Source organism: Polaromonas sp. (assembly GCF_030682935.1).
GTDB lineage: Bacteria > Pseudomonadota > Gammaproteobacteria > Burkholderiales > Burkholderiaceae_C > Polaromonas.
Map to the genome: position 1 here is coordinate 1 of NZ_JAUXNA010000310.1, position 16,917 is coordinate 16,917.

Sequence of the window (16,917 nt, forward strand, 5' to 3'; positions counted from 1 at the left end):
GTGCCGGCACTCAGGGTGGAAGCGATCAGCAGTGCGGTGGAATCCATCAGCGCGCTCCTTGGGTGCGCGGGAAGAAGGCGCTGGTAAATTTGAACCGGTAGGCAATCAGGGTGTCACAGGCCAGCAGGTTGAACAGCAGCAGGCCCTGGAACACGCCCGTCAGCGACTTGGGCAGGCCCAGGCGCGACTGCGCCAGCTCGCCGCCGATGTAGAACATGCTCATCAGCAGTGCTGAAAACACAATGCCCACCGGGTGCAGGCGACCGACAAAGGCCACGATGATGGCCGCAAAGCCGTAGCCCGCCGGCACGTAAGGCGTGAGCTGACCAATCGGTCCCGCCACCTCCAGCGCGCCCGCCAGGCCCGATGCCCCGCCGGAGACCAGCAGCGCCACCCACAAAGCCCGGCGCGACGAAAACCCGGCATAGCGCGCCGCCGCCGGGGCCAGGCCGCTGACCTCTTGCGCAAAGCCTGCGTAGGTGCGAAACAGGTACAGCCACATGACCAGCACCCCGACCAGGCCCAACAGAATGCCGATGGTGACGCGCGAGCCCGCCATCAGGCGCGGGATTTGCGTCACGGCTTCAAAGGTCCTGGTTTGCGGAAAGTTGTAGCCGGCCGGGTCTTTCCAGGGGCCAAACACCAGGAAGTTCAGCACCATGCCGGCCACGTACACCAGCATCAGGCTGACCAGGATTTCATTGGCGTTGAAGCGGTCCCGCAAAAAGGCGGTGATGCCGGCCCACGCCATGCCGCCGATCACGCCGGCCAGCAAAATCACCGGCATGATCCAGAGTCCGGTATTTTTGTCGGCCAGCAGGGCCACGCCGCCTGCCGCGACGGCGCCCATGACAAACTGGCCTTCGGCGCCGATGTTCCAGACGTTGGAGCGAAAGCACACCGCCAGGCCGAGCGCAATGATCAGCAAGGGTGTGGCCTTGACCATCAGCTCGCCGAGCGCATAGGGCGTGCGAATCGGTTCCCAAAAGAACACCTGCAGGCCCTTGACCGGGTCTTTGCCCAGCGCCACGAACAACCCCACGCCAACCACCACCGTGATTAGCAGCGCCAAAATCGGCGAGGCCAGGGTCCAGAACGACGAGGCCTGGGGCCGGGCTTCAAGCTGCGCCATGCTGGGCTCCTGTTGCGGCGGGCGTCCACAAGCCGCTCATCCACTGGCCGACCAGTTCCACCGTGGCCTGGGCGCGCGGCAGCGGCGGCGAGAGCTGGCCCTTGGCCATCACGTAGAGCCGGTCCGAAATTTCAAACAGCTCGTCGAGTTCTTCGCTGACCACCAGCACCGCGCAACCGGCACCCGCCAGCTTGAGCAGCTCGCCGCGTATCTGCGCGGCCGCACCCACGTCCACGCCCCAGGTCGGCTGCGAGACGATGAGCAGCGCCGGGTTGGCATCGATCTCGCGGCCCATGATGAATTTTTGCAGATTCCCCCCCGACAAGGACCGGGCCACCGCCTGCGGGCCGCCGCACTTGACCTTGAAGCGCGCGATGATGCGCCGGGCCTGCGCCTGCAGCGCGCCGCCCTTGAGCCAGCCGCCCGCGCCCACGGCTTCCGTGCGCGTGAGCATGAGGTTGCGGGCCAGCGACAGCGACGGCACGGCGCCCCGGCCCAGCCGTTCTTCAGGCACAAAGTGCAGCCCCAGGGCGCGGCGCCGGCCGGGGCTGAGCTTGCCCGCGTTGTGCCCCTTGACGACAATCGCCGCAGCGGCCGCCCGCGTGTCTTCACCCGACAGCGCAACCAGCAGCTCCTTTTGGCCGTTGCCCGAAACACCGGCAATGCCCACCACCTCACCGGCGCGCACCTGCAGCGCAATCTGCTGCAGGTCGACACCATGCTGGTCGCCCTTGGCCAGGCTCAGTTGCCGCACCTCCAGCACGACGTCGCCGATTTTGACGTCGCGCTGCGCCAGCGCGGGCGGCTCGGCGCCAATCATGAGGCGGCTCAGCGAGGCGTTGGACTCCTGGCGCGGATCACATTCACCCGACACCCTGCCTGCACGCAGCACGGTGCAGGCGGCGCACAGCGCACGGATTTCATGCAGCTTGTGGCTGATGTACAAGATGCTGCAGCCCTGGGCGGCCAGTTGGCGCAGCGTGACAAACAGCTTGTCAACCGCCTGCGGCGTCAGCACCGAGGTCGGCTCGTCCAGGATCAAGAGCTTGGGGTTGGTCAGCAGCGCCCGCACAATTTCCACGCGCTGGCGCTCGCCCACGCTGAGCGTGTGCACCGGCCGCGTCGGGTCCAGCTGCAAGCCGTAGGCCTCGGTGGTCTGCGTGATGCGCTGGGACACGTCGGCCAGGCTCAGGTGTTTGCCCAGGCCGAGCCAGACATTTTCCGCCACCGTCAGCGTGTCGAACAGACTGAAATGCTGGAACACCATGCTGATGCCGAGCGCGCGCGCTTCCTGCGGGTTGCTTATCACGACGCTCTGGCCATCGACCTTCACGCTGCCGGCGTCGGGTTTGACCGAGCCGTAGATGATTTTCATCAGCGTCGACTTGCCAGCGCCGTTTTCGCCCAGCACCGCATGGATTTCACCCGGCTGAACCGCCAGCGAGATATCGTCGTTGGCGACCACGCCGGGGTAGCGCTTGCTGATGCCGCGAAGCTGCAGCCGGGGCGGGCTGGCGGCCGGGGGTTCGGTGGGGGGAGGCAAGGCAGTCATGAATCGCTGGATACTTGTTGTTTTTTAATGTTTAAGGCCTCTAACCCTTTACTGACGGGTTAATACAGCTATTATTTTCGTAGCGAAGCAGCGACCGACTTGACCCGCTCGCGCAGCCACTTGGCGGCGTTAGAGGCATGCGTGCGTTCGTGCCAGAGCTGGTAGTACATCATGCGGGGAAACGCTATCGGGCAAGGCAGTATTTTGACCGGAAGCAATCCGGCAAAGCGCTCGCAGTACTGGCGACCGGTGCTCATGACCAGCAAGCTGGAAGCCACCATGGACGGCATCAGACCAAAGTGCGCGCAGCGCACCGTGATGTTGCGCGTCATGCCCAGGGCGGCCAGATGCTCGTCAATCACGCCCTTGGCGCCGGGATGCGTGGCCATGGGCGCAATGTGCTCGGCCTCCAGCCACATCGCCGCGTCCCAGCCACGCCGCGCCGCCGGGTGGTCGTTGGCCACCAGGCACACCACCTCATCGTCGAACAGACGCGCCAGGTGCAGGTCATCGGGCGGCGCGGCCCAGTTGCCAATCACCAGATCGACCCGCCCCTCTGCCAGGTGCGCGCGGTAATCAGACGCGGCCGACAGCGGGTGAATTTCAATCGGACAGCCTGGCGCCTGAGCCTTGATTTGCGCGACCAGCTGCGGCAAAAACAGAGGGTCGAGGTAGTCGCTGGCGGCCAGCCGGAAAGTGCTTTGCGCGGTGGCCGCGTCAAAGCCCCGGGCGTCGCTGAACAGCATGCCGGCGGCGCGCAAAATGCTGGCCGAGGGCTCGATCATGCGCAGACCCGCATCGGTGGGCACCATGCCGGCACCGGACCGCACCAGAATCGGGTCGCCGGCCAGTCCGCGCAGGCGCTTGAGCGCCGCGCTGACGGCCGGTTGGTACATTCCCAGGCGGATGGCGGCGCGCGAAACGCTGCGTTCGGTAAGCACGGTGTTCAGGACCCGGATGAGATGGAGGTCAATCTTGTCGGCAATTTTGTCGAAGGACACCGGATATTTCATACCTGTTTAACCATGCGCTTGATATGCTCTTTCATATGGCGGCCAGCGCCCGCGTGTTTTACCCTGAAGGCTATGACCCGCATGACGCACCCATTGACTGACAGCAATTCCGTGAAAACCCTGCGCTTCATCAGGCGGGGCGAAGTTGTTTCCCTGAACAATGTACCACCCAGCCGCACCCTGCTGGCGCTGCTGCGCGAGGACCTGCACCTGACCGGCACCAAGGAAGGCTGCGGCGAAGGCGACTGCGGCGCCTGCACCGTGGTGCTGGGCGAAGCCGAGCACGGCAGCCTGCGCTTTCGCGCGGTCAACAGCTGCATTCGCCTGGCGCATTCGATTGACGGCATGGCGCTGTGGAGCGTGGAAGACCTGGCGGCCAAAGACGGCACGCTGCATCCGGCGCAACAAGCCATGCTGCAATGCCACGGCTCGCAGTGCGGTTTTTGCACGCCGGGCTTTGTCATGAGTCTGTTCGGCATGTACCAGAACCATGTCTGCCAGGGCCAGACCATCACGCGCGAACTGGCGCAGCAGGACCTCTCGGGCAACCTGTGCCGCTGCACCGGCTACCGGCCGATTCTGGACGCCGCGCAACGCATGGGCACCTTGCCGCGCGCGGCCATCGACGAAGCCGATTTGCTACAAAAACTAGAGCAGCTAGCACCCTCTGATATTGGGCCAGAGGCTGATTTTTCTTACAAATCCCCAAAAACGCTGGACGCCCTCTTGCGCGCCCGCGCCGCGCACCCGGACGCGCAGCTGGTGGCGGGCTGCACCGACGTGGGCCTGTCGGTGACCAAGCTGCACCAGCAGTTTTCCAAGGTGCTCGACATCACCAAGGTGGCCGAATTGCGCCGCATCGAGCAGCACCCGCAGCACATCGCGGTAGGCGCGGCGGTCACGCTCAGCGACGCCTTTGCCGCCCTGGTCGCCGACCGGCCGCAGTTGCAAACCTTTGCCACCCGCTTTGCCGGCCTCCCGGTGCGCAACTCGGGCACGCTGGGCGGCAACGTCGCCAACGGCTCGCCGATTGGCGACGCCATGCCGCTGCTGATTGCGCTGGGCGCCAGCGTGGCGCTCATGAGCATTCGGGGCCAGCGTGAACTGCCGCTGGAGCAGCTCTACACCGGCTACCGCCAAAACGTGATGGCGGGCGACGAGGTTCTGGCCTGGATCAAGCTGCCCCAGCCCACAGACGGGGAAAATCTCAAGGTCTACAAGATTTCCAAGCGCTACGACGACGACATTTCTGCCGTATGCCTGGCGATCAAGCTGCACATCGACAAAGGTGCCGTGACCCATGCATCGATTGGCGCAGGCGGGGTTGCCGCGACGCCAGTACGCGCCGTCAAAACCGAAGCCGTGTTGATGGGCCAGTCCTGGACCGAGGCGACGGTTCAAAAAGCCATGGCCACGCTGCGCACCGAGTTTTCGCCGATCTCGGACATGCGGGCCTCCAGCGCCTACCGGGTCGAGGTGCTGGGCAATCTGCTGCGGCGCTACTGGCTTGAAAGCCAGGGCCAGCAGCAAATCAACCTGGAATCCTTCACGCTGGAGGACCCGGCATGAGCGCCGACCAAGACCTGACGGGCCAGCCCCCGGCCGCAGGCCGTTCAGCCTTTCATGAGAGCGCCCGCGCCCAGGTGGCGGGTTCCGCCACCTATGTGGACGACATCCCGGAAATCCGGGGCACGCTGTATGCCGCGCCGATTCTTTCGACCGTGGCGCATGGCCGGCTGCTGGACGTGGACACGGCAGCGGCGCTGGCGATGCCCGGCGTACGCGGCGTGATTCTGGCGCGCGACATTCCCGGTGACCGGGTGCTGGGCAACTTCTCGCACGACGAGCCGGTGTTTGCCCATAGCACCGTGCAGCACATCGGCCAGGTGATCGGCGTGGTGGTGGCCGAATCGGTGATGCAGGCCAGGCGCGCCGCGCGCCAGGTGCGCTGCCACATCGACACCCTGCCCGCCATCCTGAACCTGCGTGATGCCCTGAAGGCGCAAAGCTATGTGCTGCCACCGGTTTTTGTGCAGCGCGGTGATGCCGTCCAGGCGCTGAAAAGCGCGCTGCACACCTTGCACGGCACGCTGGAAGTCGGCGGCCAGGAGCATTTCTATCTTGAAGGCCAGATCGCCTACGTGCTGCCCCAGGAGCAACACCAGTGGCTGGTTTATTCCAGCACGCAGCACCCCGGCGAGGTGCAGCACTGGGTGGCGCACGCGCTGGGCATTGACCAGCACGCGGTGCGTGTCGAATGCCGGCGCATGGGCGGCGGCTTTGGCGGCAAGGAAACCCAGGCCGGTCACCTGGCCGTCTGGTCGGCGGTGGCGGCCCGCAAACTCAACGCACCCATCAAGCTGCGCCTGGACCGCGATGACGACTTCCTGGTCACCGGCAAGCGCCACCCGTTTGCCTACGATTACAGCGTGGGCTTTGACGACAGCGGGCGCATTACCGGCCTGCAGCTGATGATGGCCGTCAACTGCGGCTTCAGCGCCGACCTGTCGGGCCCCGTGGCCGACCGCGCGATTTTTCATGCCGACAACGCCTACTTTTTGCAGGACGTACACATCGCATCCTACCGCTGCAAAACCAACACCCAAAGCAACACGGCCTTTCGCGGCTTTGGCGGGCCGCAGGGCATGATCGTCATTGAATCCATCCTGGGCGACATTGCGCGCCAGCTGGGGCTGGACCCGCTGGCCGTGCGCAGGCGCAATCTCTATGGCGTGACTGCGCGCAACGTCACCCATTACGGCATGACCGTGGAGGACAATATCCTCGAACCCTTGCTCTCAAAACTGGCGCTGACTGCGGACTATCCACGTCGCAAACAAGCCATTTCGGCATGGAACGCCAGCAGCCCGGTCATCAAGCGCGGCATCGCCATCACGCCGGTGAAATTCGGCATTTCGTTTACCGCCACCTTGTTCAACCAGGCGGGTGCGCTGGTGCATGTGTACACCGACGGGAGCGTGCAGGTGAACCACGGCGGCACCGAAATGGGCCAGGGCCTGAACACCAAGGTGGCGCAAATCGTCGCCGACGAACTCGGCGTGGCGCTCGACCAGGTGCTGGCCACCGCCGCCGACACCAGCAAAATCCCCAACGCCTCGGCCACGGCCGCCTCCGCCGGCACCGACCTCAACGCCAGAGCCGCGCAATACGCCGCCCGCAAGGTAAAGGGCAAGCTGGCGCAGTTTGTGGCCGGGCTGGACCGCTGCGGCGCCGGCGCCGTGTGCTTTGGCGGCGGCCAGGTGATCACGCCCACCGCCACCCGGCTGTTTGCCGACGTCGTCCGGCAGGCCCATGCCAACCGGATCCAGCTCTGGAGCGACGGCTTTTACCGCACGCCCAAAATCCATTACGACCAAGCCGCGCTGAGCGGCCGGCCGTTTTACTACTTTGCCTACGGTGCCGCCTGCGCCGAAGTGGCCATAGACACCTTGACCGGCGAAAGCCGCGTACTGAAAGTCGACATCCTGCACGACGTCGGCACCTCGATCAACCCGGCCATCGACATCGGCCAGATCGAAGGCGGCTTCGTGCAGGGCATGGGCTGGCTGACCACCGAGCAACTGGTGTGGAATGACAAGGGCCACCTGAGCACCCACGCGCCCAGCACCTACAAGATCCCGGCGACCGGCGACATTCCCGAGCACTTCAAAATCGATCTCTGGCCGGAGCCCAACCGTGAAGACAACGTGTTCGGCAGCAAGGCCGTTGGCGAGCCGCCGTTGATGCTGGCGATCAGCGTGCTGGAAGCGCTGAAGGAGGCTGTGGCGGCCGCGCGCAGTGGTGTGGTTCGGCTGGATGCACCGGCTACCGCCGAGAACGTGTTGAGGTCGCTGAAAGCCTGAGCCTGACTTCACCACGCGTGTGCTTGGCGCACCGGCATTGTCAAAGCCTAAGTTGGGTTGCTTGCTGGTCACTGAGTTGCCTTGTCGTCATGTCACCCTGGAAACGGCAGCGAAGTGCGCATTCCCCGGCAAGGTGACGATTTGACATCAGAACGATCATGCCGCCTGCCACCCGGCGCCCATCAAGAGGGCAAGTCCCGACACCGGCGTTCACTTGTGCAAGTTGGCGCAATCTGTAGACTCAACACTTGAAAAAGAACTACGACAAGGGAGAGTGGTATGGAACCGATCTGGCTGAAGTACTATCCCGCAAGCGTTCCGGCGGAGATCGACATCTTCCGCTTTGCCTCGCTCAAGGACATGCTTGAACATAGTTGCGCGCGGTACCCGAAACGCCCCGCTTTCACCAATATGGGCGTTGCCCTGACCTATGGCGAGCTCGACCGCCTCTCCCGGAATTTCGGTGCCTACCTGCAGCAGGTGATCGGGCTGCGCCGTGGCGACCGTGTGGCCATCATGCTGCCCAACCTGCTGCAATATCCGGTGGCGCTGTTCGGCGCGCTGCGCGCCGGCCTGGTGGTGGTCAACGTCAATCCGCTCTACACCGCGCGCGAATTGCAGCACCAGCTGGCCGACTCCGGCGCCGTGGCGATCGTGGTGCTGGAGAACTTCGCGCACACCCTGCAGGAAATCGTCGCCACGACCGCCGTGCGCCACATCATCACCACCCAAGTGGGCGATCTGTTCCCGCCGGTCAAGGCCTGCCTGGTCAACTTCGCCGTCAAGCGGATCAAGCGCATGGTGCCGCGCTGGCAACTGCCGGGCGCGGTGGCCTTCAACGACGCGTTGAAATCTGGCGCCCGCCAAACGCCCGCCGACGTTGCACTCACACACGAGGACATCGCCTTCCTGCAATACACGGGCGGCACCACCGGTGTGGCCAAGGGCGTGATCCTGACGCACGGCAACATGGTGGCCAATGTGGAGCAGACCTCGGCCTGGATCGGCGGCACGCTCAAGGAGGGTGAGGAGGTGATCGTCACACCGCTGCCGCTCTACCACATCTTCGCGCTCACGGCCAATCTGCTGACCTTCGTGAAATGGGGTGCGAACAACATTCTCATCACCAATCCGCGCGACATTCCCGCCTTCATCGAAGAACTGAGCAAGACCCGTTTCACCGCCATCACCGGCGTCAACACCCTGTTCAATATGCTGCTCAACGCCCCCGGCTTTGAAAAAGTGCAACAGGCCAATGCCGGCGCGCTCAAGGTGGCGGTGGCCGGCGGCATGGCGGTGCAACGCACGGTGGCGGAGCGCTGGCAGCAGGTAATGGGCGTGCCGCTGATCGAGGGCTACGGCCTGACAGAAGCCGCCCCCATCGTCTGCGCCAATCCGCTGGAGGCCAAGACGTTCAGCGGCAAGATCGGCATGCCGCTGCCCTCCACCCGGGTGGCGATCAGGGACGAGGCAGGACGGGAACTCCCCCCGGGCGAAGTGGGTGAAATCTGCGTGCAGGGGCCACAGGTCATGCGGGGCTACTGGAACATGCCCGAGGAAACCGCCCGCGTCCTGGGCCCCGACGGCTGGCTGCGTACCGGGGACATGGCTGTGATGGACGACCATGGCAGCATCCAGTTCATCGACCGCAGCAAGGACGTGATCGTGGTGTCCGGCTTCAAGGTCTACCCGACCGAGATCGAGGACGTGGTGATGATGCTCCCCGGCATCAAGGAAGTGGGCGTGGCGGGCGTGCCGGATGAAAAAAGCGGCGAAGTGGTCAAGCTTTATCTGGTGAAGAAAGATCCAGGCCTCACCGCCGAAGCGGTGATTGCGCACTGCAGGGCGAACCTGACGGGGTACAAGGTGCCGAAGCACGTGGAATTTCGCGACAATCTACCGAAGTCCCCGATTGGCAAGATCTTGCGCAGAAAGCTGAAGGAGGAGCCCGCGGCCTCCGCAGGGGCCGACTGAGCGCAGGGGCAGGGCAAGGTGATGTCGCAAGCCTCTTTCCGCGTGATGGCCGTGGCGCTCCTCATCCTGCTGGCGGGCTGCGCGCCGGCACGGCACTACCAAGCCGCGCTGGTGTTGCAGGATTTCGCCGCGGCACAGGGCACATCGCGGCTCAAGCGGACCACCGCCGCACCGCAGCGGCAGACCATGACCTACACGGTGGCGGGGCGTAGCCATCGCGCCGACCTTTACTTGCCGGGCAAGCTGGACGCTTGCGTCGCCGTCGGCGGCGAACAGGCACGGGATGCATCCAGTCGCGGCAAGCACTGTCCACGCGCCGCCATCGTCGTGGTGCCCGGCGCTGTGCCACAGGGCAAGGACGACCCGCGATTGACAGCCTTCGCTTCGACCCTGGCGCGCGCCGGCTTTGCGGTGCTGACACCCGACCTTGCCGGCTTTCGCCAACTGCGGGTGCGCCCCTCGGATGCCCGTGAGATCGCGGATGCGTTCGCCTGGCTGTCCAGCCGCCCGGAACTGGCCCCCGGCGGCCGCGCCGGCCTGTTCGCCTTCAGCTACTCGGTCGGCCCTGCACTCCTTGCCGCGCTGGAAGACGACATCCGGGAACAGGTGCGCTTCATCCTGGGCGTCGGCGGCTACCACGACCTGCCCCGCGCGATGCGCTTCTTCACCACCGGCTGGTTCGAGCAGGAAGGCAAATGGCACGCCCTGACCCCGGACGACACCGGCAAAATGGTGCTGCTCCATGCCAGTCTGGACTACCTTGCCAACGGGCGTGACGGCGAGATATTCGACCGCATGGTGGCGCAGCGCATGCGCGACTCCCACGCTGACCTGTCACCGCTCGCTGCGGAGCTGAGCGCCGAGGCGCACGCGGTGTATGCGCTGGCCGCCAACCCTGATCCCGCACGTTTTCCCGAGCTGCTCTCAAGGCTGCCCGAGGCCATGCTTGCGGATATCGAACGCCTGGACCTGTCGCGCCATGATCTGAAGCCACTCAAGGCAAGACTCATCCTGGTGCACGGCCGGAACGACAACCTCATTCCTTACCCGGAGAGCCTGGCGCTCGCCGCCGCCGTGCCAGAGGGGCAGGCCAGCGTGTTTCTGATCCATCGTGTGCTCGGCCATGTGGAACTGGATATGTCCAATCTGCGCTCCTGGCGTTTCTGGAGCGAAGACCTCCCCGACCTGTGGCGGCTGTGGCGCGTCATCGACCTGCTGCTGGCGCAGCGCGAGGAGGCACGATGAACGCATGGCGGCTGGCCGATCCACGCGTCAAGGCCGCCGGCCTGTTGCTGCTGGTGGCGGCGCTGGCCGCCCTGGCATGGCTGCTGCCGCGCGTCCCGCAGCCGCAGCAGTACCATCATTTCGCCGACCCCTACGTCTGCTTTGGCCTGCCCCGTTGCCTCGATATCAGCTCCAACGCCCTGATCCTGCTGGCGGGAACGGCCGGCCTGCGTTTCCTGCGCAGTGCCGCAGCACGGCGCGCTTTCATCGAGCCGGCCGAGAGCCGCCCCTACACGCTGTTCTTTCTCGCCACCCTCCTGGTCGGCCTCGGCTCCGGCTACTACCACCTTGCGCCGGACAACGAGCGGCTGGCCTGGGACCGGGCAGCGCTGGCGCTCGCACTGATGTCCTGGCTCGCCGCCAACCTGTGCGAGCGCGTCCATCCGAGCGCCGGGCTGCGCCTGCTGCCGCTGCTGCTCGCCGCCGGGCTGGGCAGTGTCGTTTACTGGAACTGGAGCGAGGCGAACGGCATGGGCGACCTGCGTGCCTACGGCCTGATGCAGTTGATCCCGATGCTGCTGGTCCCGCTACTGCTCTGGCTCTATCGGCCCCGCTACAGTGGCGACAAGGACGTTCTTGCCATCACCGGGCTGTACCTGCTGGCCTTGCTGGGCGATCTTCTGGATCACCAGATTGCCGCGCTGAGCGGCCTGGTCAGCGGGCACACGGTGAAGCACATGATCGCCGCGTTGGCGATCTATGGCGTCCTGGTTCGATTGAAACGGCGCAGAATCATGGGACACAGGAAATGACGATGCCCAAGCCACTTCGACCAGTTCAGGACCGGCACCTCCAGACCATGTCGCACTCCGATGTCCGACCGCGCGAGTTGTGGGCCAGGGCCATGGGCCGGGTGTCCGGCCGGGCCCTGGTGGGCGTGCTGGCGCCCCCCTCGCGCGCGGCTGAATTCTTCGGCCTTTGGGGCCTTGCCGTCAAGCTCGCGTCGATCGCCGGGCCCCTGACCTACGGCATGACAAGCTGGGTGACGGGCGGCGATCACCGCCAGTCCCGGCTGGCCACCGGCAGCTATTTTCTCGTCGGGCTGGTGCTGCTCTGCGGCGTGAATCCGGTACACGGCCGACGGGCCGCCTTGCGTTCGGACCGCCTGTCACGCAGGGGAAACGTGCCCAACAGGTGACGCGAATGAGCCCTTCACTTCCCCCACTTCAACCCGGCGCGGCGCCCGACAGCCGAATCGATGCGCAACGGCTGCTCGGCATCGTGCAGGGCCTGGCGCGCGAGTTGCGGCCCCACGCCCCGGAGGTGGAGCATCTGGGTCTGGACCATTCCCTCGAACGTGACTTTGGCCTGGACAGCCTGGCGCGCGCCGAATTGCTGGCCCGCATCGAGCGCGAACTCGGTGCGCGACTGGACGAGGAAGCCCTCACCAGTGCCGAGACACCCCGTGATCTGCTCAGACTGACAGGGATCGCTGCCAGCACCGGCGCCACTGCCCCTGACCGTGCGGGCACGCCACCTGAACTGCCGGGTGGCGGGCCGCCCGAACTTGCCGGGAGAGCGGAGTCCGACCGGCCGCCGGACACGGCGTCCACCCTGATCGAGCTGCTGGACTGGCATGTGGCAACCCACGGCGACCGGGTGCACATCACGCTTTATGGCGAGGGTGAAAGCATGGAGGACATCAGCTACGGCGCGCTGCAGGCGCAGGCCAGGACGCTGGCGGCGGGCCTGCAGCAGCAGGGGCTGGGCGCCGGCGACAAAGTGGCGGTGATGCTGCCCACGGGACGCGAGTTCTTTGCCGCCTTCTACGGTGCGCTCTACGCCGGCTGCATACCAGTGCCGCTTTACCCGCCAGCGCGACCTTCGCAAATTGAGGACCACATGCGGCGCAGCGCCGGCATCATCGAGAATTCCCAGGCCGTCATGCTCGTCACGGTCGCCCCGGCCAAGACCCTGGGCCACCTGCTGCGCGCGCAGTGCGCGTCGCTGCGCAAGGTACTGACGGTCTCAGACCTGAGCGGCGCTGGCGCGCGGCCATCCGTAGCCAGGCCGGGACCCGCGGATGTCGCCTTCCTGCAATACACCTCCGGCAGCACGGGCAACCCCAAGGGCGTGGTTCTGACCCACGCCAACCTGCTGGCCAATCTGCGGGCGATGGAACGCGCCTCGGGCGTCACCGCTGCGGACACCTTCGTGTCATGGCTGCCGCTCTACCACGACATGGGGCTGATCGGCGCCTGCATGGGCAGCCTCCTGGTCGGTTTCCGGCTGGTGCTGATGTCGCCACTCGCTTTTCTCGCCCGGCCGGCATTCTGGCTGCGGACCATCCACCGGCATCGCGCCACGGTCTCGGCGGCGCCCAACTTCGCCTATGAACTGTGCGCCAACAAGCTCGATGAGCGCGACCTTGCGGGTCTGGACTTGAGCTGCTGGCGGCTGGCCTACAACGGCGCCGAGCCGGTCAGCCCTGACACGATAGAGCATTTCTCCACGCGTTTCGTCCGCTACGGATTCAAGCGCACCGCCATGACGCCGGTCTACGGCCTGGCGGAATCCGCCGTCGGGCTGGCGTTTCCTCCACCCGGCCGCGGGCCGCTGCTTGACCGGGTGGATCGCGACGCGCTCGCACGCCTGGGCGTCGCCCGTGCCGCGCCGGCAAGCGCGCCCAAGGCGCTGAGCCTGGTCTCCAGCGGCCTGCCCCTGCCCGGCCACCAGATCCGCATCACCGACGCCAGCGGACGGGAACTGCCCGAGCGAGCGCAGGGGCACGTGCAATTCTGCGGCCCGTCTGCAACCGCCGGCTATTACCGCAACCCCGAAGCAACGGCGCGCCTGTTCGACGGGCCCTGGCTCAACACCGGCGACATGGGCTACATCGCGGCGGGAGAGCTGTACCTGACCGGGCGCGAGAAAGACATCATCATCCGCGCCGGGCACCACCTGTTTCCGCAGGAACTGGAGGAAGCCGTGGGCCGGGTGCGCGGCATGCGCAAGGGCGGCGTGGCCGTGTTTGCGGCCACCGATGCGCGCTCGGGCACCGAGCGGCTGGTGGTGCTCGCCGAGACGCGCGAAGACAAGGCCGCAGAACGCAGCCGGATACTGTCCGAGATCAACAACCTGGCGGTCGACCTGATGGGCATGCCGGTCGACGATATCGTGCTGGTGCCGCCGCGCACCGTGCTCAAGACCTCCAGCGGCAAGCTCCGGCGCGCCGCCTGCCGCGAGATGTATGAACGCGGCAAGACCGGCAGCACCCAGCGCGCGCCGTGGCGCCAGCTTGTACATCTTGGCTTTGCCGGCGCCATGGCGCAGCTGGCACGTGGGGTGCATCAGGGCCGTGCGTGGCTGTGGAGCGCGTGGGCCTGGTCGGTGCTTGCCGCCCTCGCGCCTCTGGCCTGGCTGCTGATCGTGCTTGCGCCCGGGCGCATCTTGCGCCGGCAGATCGCCAGAGCCATCGCCCGCATGGGGTTCGCGCTCGTCGGACTGGCACCGCGGGTAGAGGGTTTGCATTACCTCGCTGGCCGCGAGCCCGTGATTGTGGTCGCCAATCACGCCAGCTACATGGATGCGCTCCTGCTCACGGCGGTGCTGCCAGCCCGATTCACCTATGTGGCCAAGCAGGAGTTGCTGCTGAACCCTGCCGTCGCCATCCCGCTGCGCCGGCTCGGCTGCGCCTTTGTCGAGCGTTTCGACAGCGCACGCGGCGTGGAAGACACGAAGGAGCTGGAGCAGCTGGCGCATGCCGGGCAATCCCTCATGTTCTTCCCCGAAGGGACATTTCGGCGCGAACCCGGACTGATGTCGTTCCGGCTGGGCGCGTTTCTGTCGGCCGCACGATCCGGTACGCCAGTGGTATCGATCACCCTGATCGGAACCCGCTCCCTGCTGCGCGAAGGTCAGTGGCGGCCACGCCGTGGTGAACTCAAGGTACTGATTGGCAAGCCCGCGCTTGCGGCAGGCGATGACTGGCAGTCCGCCCTGCAGCTGCGCGATGCGGCGCGCAGCGCCATGCTGGCGCGGCTCGGGGAACCCGACGCGGCCGCCTGACGGCGCCAGCCACCGCCGAAAACGTATTGAGAGCCCTGAAAGCCTGAGGCGGTCAACAGCATCGAGTCTTACCAATTCATGCCGATTCTGGCCGTTCATGGCCCACCGAAAAATCGAATAGCATGACCGGATATGACCCAGCCTCCTGACGCTATCGAACGCATCGCCGCCCTGACGCTGGCGCATTACGAGCACCATGCCGAGGAGTTCTGGCAAGGTACGCGCGCTCATGACGTGAGCCAGAACATCGCCGCGCTGCTGCACGCCATTGCGGCACCGCCGCCGTTTGAACTGCTCGACTTCGGATGCGGACCCGGACGCGACCTCAAGACCTTCAAGGAACTCGGTCACCACCCCACCGGCCTGGAGGGGGCCGCGCGGCTTGCCGCGATGGCGCGCGCCTACAGCGGTTGCGAAGTGCTGCAGCAAAATTTCCTCGAACTCGATTTGCCTGAAGCCCAGTTTGACGGCGTGTTCGCCAACGCCGTGCTGTTCCATGTGCCCAGCCAGGCCTTGCCGCGCGTTCTCAAGCAGTTGCATGCCACCCTGAAACCAGGCGGCGTATTGTTTACTTCCAACCCCAGGGGCGACGGCCAGGAGGGCTGGAGCGGCGAGCGCTATGGTGCTTTTCATGATTGGCAGGCCTGGCGCAACTATTTGTCAGCCGCAGGGTTCGTCGAACTGACGCACTATTACCGCCCCGCCGGCCTGCCGCTCGAACAGCAGCCCTGGCTGGCCAGCGTGTGGCGCAAGCCGAAAGCCTGAATGCCGGGCTGCTTTGGCAGGCACGCAACGATGTGGGCCCGGGGTCCTGTTATTGAATCAGCCCCGGGGAAACTGTAGCCGGTCCACTGCTTTCAATAGCGGTTTCAGTCGACGGTGTGCCGCGCCGCTACCCAGGTCTGGAATTCGGGGTCCTCGAAGCGGTAGGCGCCATGGTCAATGCGCGCCATCAGCTGGAGCTTGGCGCCGGTGAGCCGGCGAATCGACGTTCTTGGCGCGCTGGCGGTCACCTCCGCAGACTCCAGCAACTCCTGAAGCTGCCTGAGCGCCTGGGTACCGTAAAGGTCCTGTACCCCGCGGGCCGCCAGCAGCAGCACGGCACGGTCGGGGCGACTGAGTTCCTTCCAGGTCCTGGCGTAGCCGGTATCGTCGTGTACCCGGGCCAGGGTGTACTGCAGCGCCTGCTCGGGCCCCTGCTGCTGGTATATCAGGTAGCGCTCGATGTACCACCGAAAGAATTCAGGCGTCTCCTTCAGCGCGGCAAACGCCTTCAGCGCATCTTCCAGACTCAGGGGCTGCCTGGCCACACTGGCCAGCTGCCTGACCGTGGCGTCGACAAACTCGCGCCCCAGCAATGGGAAGGGCTCCAGCGGAGCCCAGTTATAAAACGGCGCCGCCGAGCGCGAGAACATCTCCCGCAAGGCCGCCTCCGAAGACCCCGCGAAGAGCACCTTGATGCCGGGCTTGCGAATGTCCAGACCCGCGCGCAGCGAGTGCGCCACCGCCTTGTGCTCAGGAGCGGCAAGCACCTGGGCCTCATCGATGACTAGCAGCAAGCGTTTCCTGGCCTTGTCGGCCGCCCGCAATGCCGCCTGGATAGCGGGTACCGCCGCTTTTTCCTTTTGAGCCAAATCCAGTTCGAGCGAGCCTTCGATGCCCAGCGCCAGCTTGCCGCTGCCCTTGACCCTGCTGATCGGCGTGTTCAGGTCTTCCCAGAACTTACCCAATCCCTTGGGCTGTGTTGCCAGCAGAATGGCGGTTGCCAGCGCTTGCCCCGGGTGGTCGGTGTCATCCCAGAGGTTGGTGTAGGCGGCCAGGTAGCCGGCGCGCATCGCGGCGGGAAGCAAATCGTGCTTCAAAAACTCGCTCTTGCCCATGCGCCGGCGCGCAAACAGACCCCGCGCTGAAGTTAACCCGAGGTCGAAACCCTGTAAGCAGGCCTGCGCCAGGTCTGGGCGTGGAAAGTGCCAAGGGTCGGTGATTTCACTCATCCGACAAATTCTGACAGGTTTTTGTCAATTGACTATTTTTCGTCGGAACCAGTCTGTTTGAGGCGCGTTTGAAGTCGAGTTCTGTGATAAAGGTCGC

General features: G+C 65.5%; 12 protein-coding genes. 8 read left to right on the top strand and 4 right to left on the bottom strand.

Annotated features, from left to right (window positions below):
• Positions 1-46: 46 nt before the first annotated feature.
• The 3 genes from Q8K05_RS14170 to Q8K05_RS14180 all read right to left on the bottom strand — a co-directional run bounded on the left by Q8K05_RS14170 (position 47) and on the right by Q8K05_RS14180 (position 3,685).
• Positions 47-1,132 carry an ABC transporter permease gene (locus Q8K05_RS14170; RefSeq protein ID WP_305247280.1) on the bottom strand — a complete coding sequence of 362 codons (1,086 nt, stop codon included), beginning with the start codon at positions 1,130-1,132 and terminating at the stop codon, positions 47-49.
• Positions 1,119-2,684, bottom strand: a complete 1,566-nt coding sequence (locus Q8K05_RS14175; RefSeq protein WP_305247281.1) for an ABC transporter ATP-binding protein — start codon at positions 2,682-2,684, stop codon at positions 1,119-1,121. Before Q8K05_RS14175 ends, Q8K05_RS14170 begins: the two co-directional genes overlap by 14 nt.
• A gap of 71 nt (positions 2,685-2,755) precedes the next feature.
• On the bottom strand, positions 2,756-3,685 hold the full coding sequence (locus Q8K05_RS14180; RefSeq protein WP_305247282.1) for a LysR family transcriptional regulator: 930 nt from the start codon (positions 3,683-3,685) through the stop codon (positions 2,756-2,758).
• 93 nt (positions 3,686-3,778) lie between these two features.
• Between Q8K05_RS14180 and xdhA the strand changes: the two genes are divergently transcribed.
• The 8 genes from xdhA to Q8K05_RS14220 all read left to right on the top strand — a co-directional run bounded on the left by xdhA (position 3,779) and on the right by Q8K05_RS14220 (position 15,591).
• Complete coding sequence (xdhA, locus tag Q8K05_RS14185) at positions 3,779-5,266, top strand: xanthine dehydrogenase small subunit (protein WP_305247283.1); 1,488 nt, start codon at positions 3,779-3,781, stop codon at positions 5,264-5,266.
• Positions 5,263-7,560: a xanthine dehydrogenase molybdopterin binding subunit gene (xdhB, locus tag Q8K05_RS14190; RefSeq protein WP_305247284.1), complete on the top strand. Its 2,298-nt coding sequence runs from the start codon at positions 5,263-5,265 to the stop codon at positions 7,558-7,560. Before xdhA ends, xdhB begins: the two co-directional genes overlap by 4 nt.
• A 279-nt stretch (positions 7,561-7,839) precedes the next feature.
• On the top strand, positions 7,840-9,534 hold the full coding sequence (locus Q8K05_RS14195) for an AMP-binding protein (RefSeq protein WP_305247285.1): 1,695 nt from the start codon (positions 7,840-7,842) through the stop codon (positions 9,532-9,534).
• 21 nt (positions 9,535-9,555) lie between these two features.
• Positions 9,556-10,779 carry a hypothetical protein gene (locus Q8K05_RS14200; RefSeq protein ID WP_305247286.1) on the top strand — a complete coding sequence of 408 codons (1,224 nt, stop codon included), beginning with the start codon at positions 9,556-9,558 and terminating at the stop codon, positions 10,777-10,779.
• Complete coding sequence (locus Q8K05_RS14205; RefSeq protein ID WP_305247287.1) at positions 10,776-11,570, top strand: hypothetical protein; 795 nt, start codon at positions 10,776-10,778, stop codon at positions 11,568-11,570. Before Q8K05_RS14200 ends, Q8K05_RS14205 begins: the two co-directional genes overlap by 4 nt.
• A gap of 2 nt (positions 11,571-11,572) precedes the next feature.
• Entirely contained in the window at positions 11,573-11,956 is a 384-nt protein-coding gene (locus Q8K05_RS14210) for a hypothetical protein (protein ID WP_305247288.1), read from the top strand.
• A gap of 5 nt (positions 11,957-11,961) precedes the next feature.
• On the top strand, positions 11,962-14,826 hold the full coding sequence (locus Q8K05_RS14215; protein WP_305247289.1) for an AMP-binding protein: 2,865 nt from the start codon (positions 11,962-11,964) through the stop codon (positions 14,824-14,826).
• A gap of 132 nt (positions 14,827-14,958) precedes the next feature.
• Positions 14,959-15,591: a bifunctional 2-polyprenyl-6-hydroxyphenol methylase/3-demethylubiquinol 3-O-methyltransferase UbiG gene (locus Q8K05_RS14220; RefSeq protein WP_305247290.1), complete on the top strand. Its 633-nt coding sequence runs from the start codon at positions 14,959-14,961 to the stop codon at positions 15,589-15,591.
• Between the two features lie 104 nt (positions 15,592-15,695).
• Here Q8K05_RS14220 and Q8K05_RS14225 read toward each other — a convergent pair whose 3' ends face one another.
• Positions 15,696-16,820 carry a hypothetical protein gene (locus Q8K05_RS14225; RefSeq protein ID WP_305247291.1) on the bottom strand — a complete coding sequence of 375 codons (1,125 nt, stop codon included), beginning with the start codon at positions 16,818-16,820 and terminating at the stop codon, positions 15,696-15,698.
• Between the last annotated feature and the right edge of the window lie 97 nt (positions 16,821-16,917).

What these genes read in the sequence shown, in the direction of transcription:
- Q8K05_RS14220 (WP_305247290.1), top strand. Translation starts at nt 14,959, where the DNA reads ATGACCCAGCCTCCTGACGCTATCGAACGCATCGCCGCCCTGACGCTG.
- xdhA (WP_305247283.1), top strand. Translation starts at nt 3,779, where the DNA reads ATGACGCACCCATTGACTGACAGCAATTCCGTGAAAACCCTGCGCTTC.
- Q8K05_RS14175 (WP_305247281.1), bottom strand. Translation starts at nt 2,684, where the DNA reads ATGACTGCCTTGCCTCCCCCCACCGAACCCCCGGCCGCCAGCCCGCCC.
- Q8K05_RS14225 (WP_305247291.1), bottom strand. Translation starts at nt 16,820, where the DNA reads ATGAGTGAAATCACCGACCCTTGGCACTTTCCACGCCCAGACCTGGCG.
- Q8K05_RS14215 (WP_305247289.1), top strand. Translation starts at nt 11,962, where the DNA reads ATGAGCCCTTCACTTCCCCCACTTCAACCCGGCGCGGCGCCCGACAGC.
- Q8K05_RS14210 (WP_305247288.1), top strand. Translation starts at nt 11,573, where the DNA reads ATGCCCAAGCCACTTCGACCAGTTCAGGACCGGCACCTCCAGACCATG.
- Q8K05_RS14170 (WP_305247280.1), bottom strand. Translation starts at nt 1,132, where the DNA reads ATGGCGCAGCTTGAAGCCCGGCCCCAGGCCTCGTCGTTCTGGACCCTG.
- Q8K05_RS14195 (WP_305247285.1), top strand. Translation starts at nt 7,840, where the DNA reads ATGGAACCGATCTGGCTGAAGTACTATCCCGCAAGCGTTCCGGCGGAG.
- xdhB (WP_305247284.1), top strand. Translation starts at nt 5,263, where the DNA reads ATGAGCGCCGACCAAGACCTGACGGGCCAGCCCCCGGCCGCAGGCCGT.
- Q8K05_RS14200 (WP_305247286.1), top strand. Translation starts at nt 9,556, where the DNA reads ATGTCGCAAGCCTCTTTCCGCGTGATGGCCGTGGCGCTCCTCATCCTG.
- Q8K05_RS14205 (WP_305247287.1), top strand. Translation starts at nt 10,776, where the DNA reads ATGAACGCATGGCGGCTGGCCGATCCACGCGTCAAGGCCGCCGGCCTG.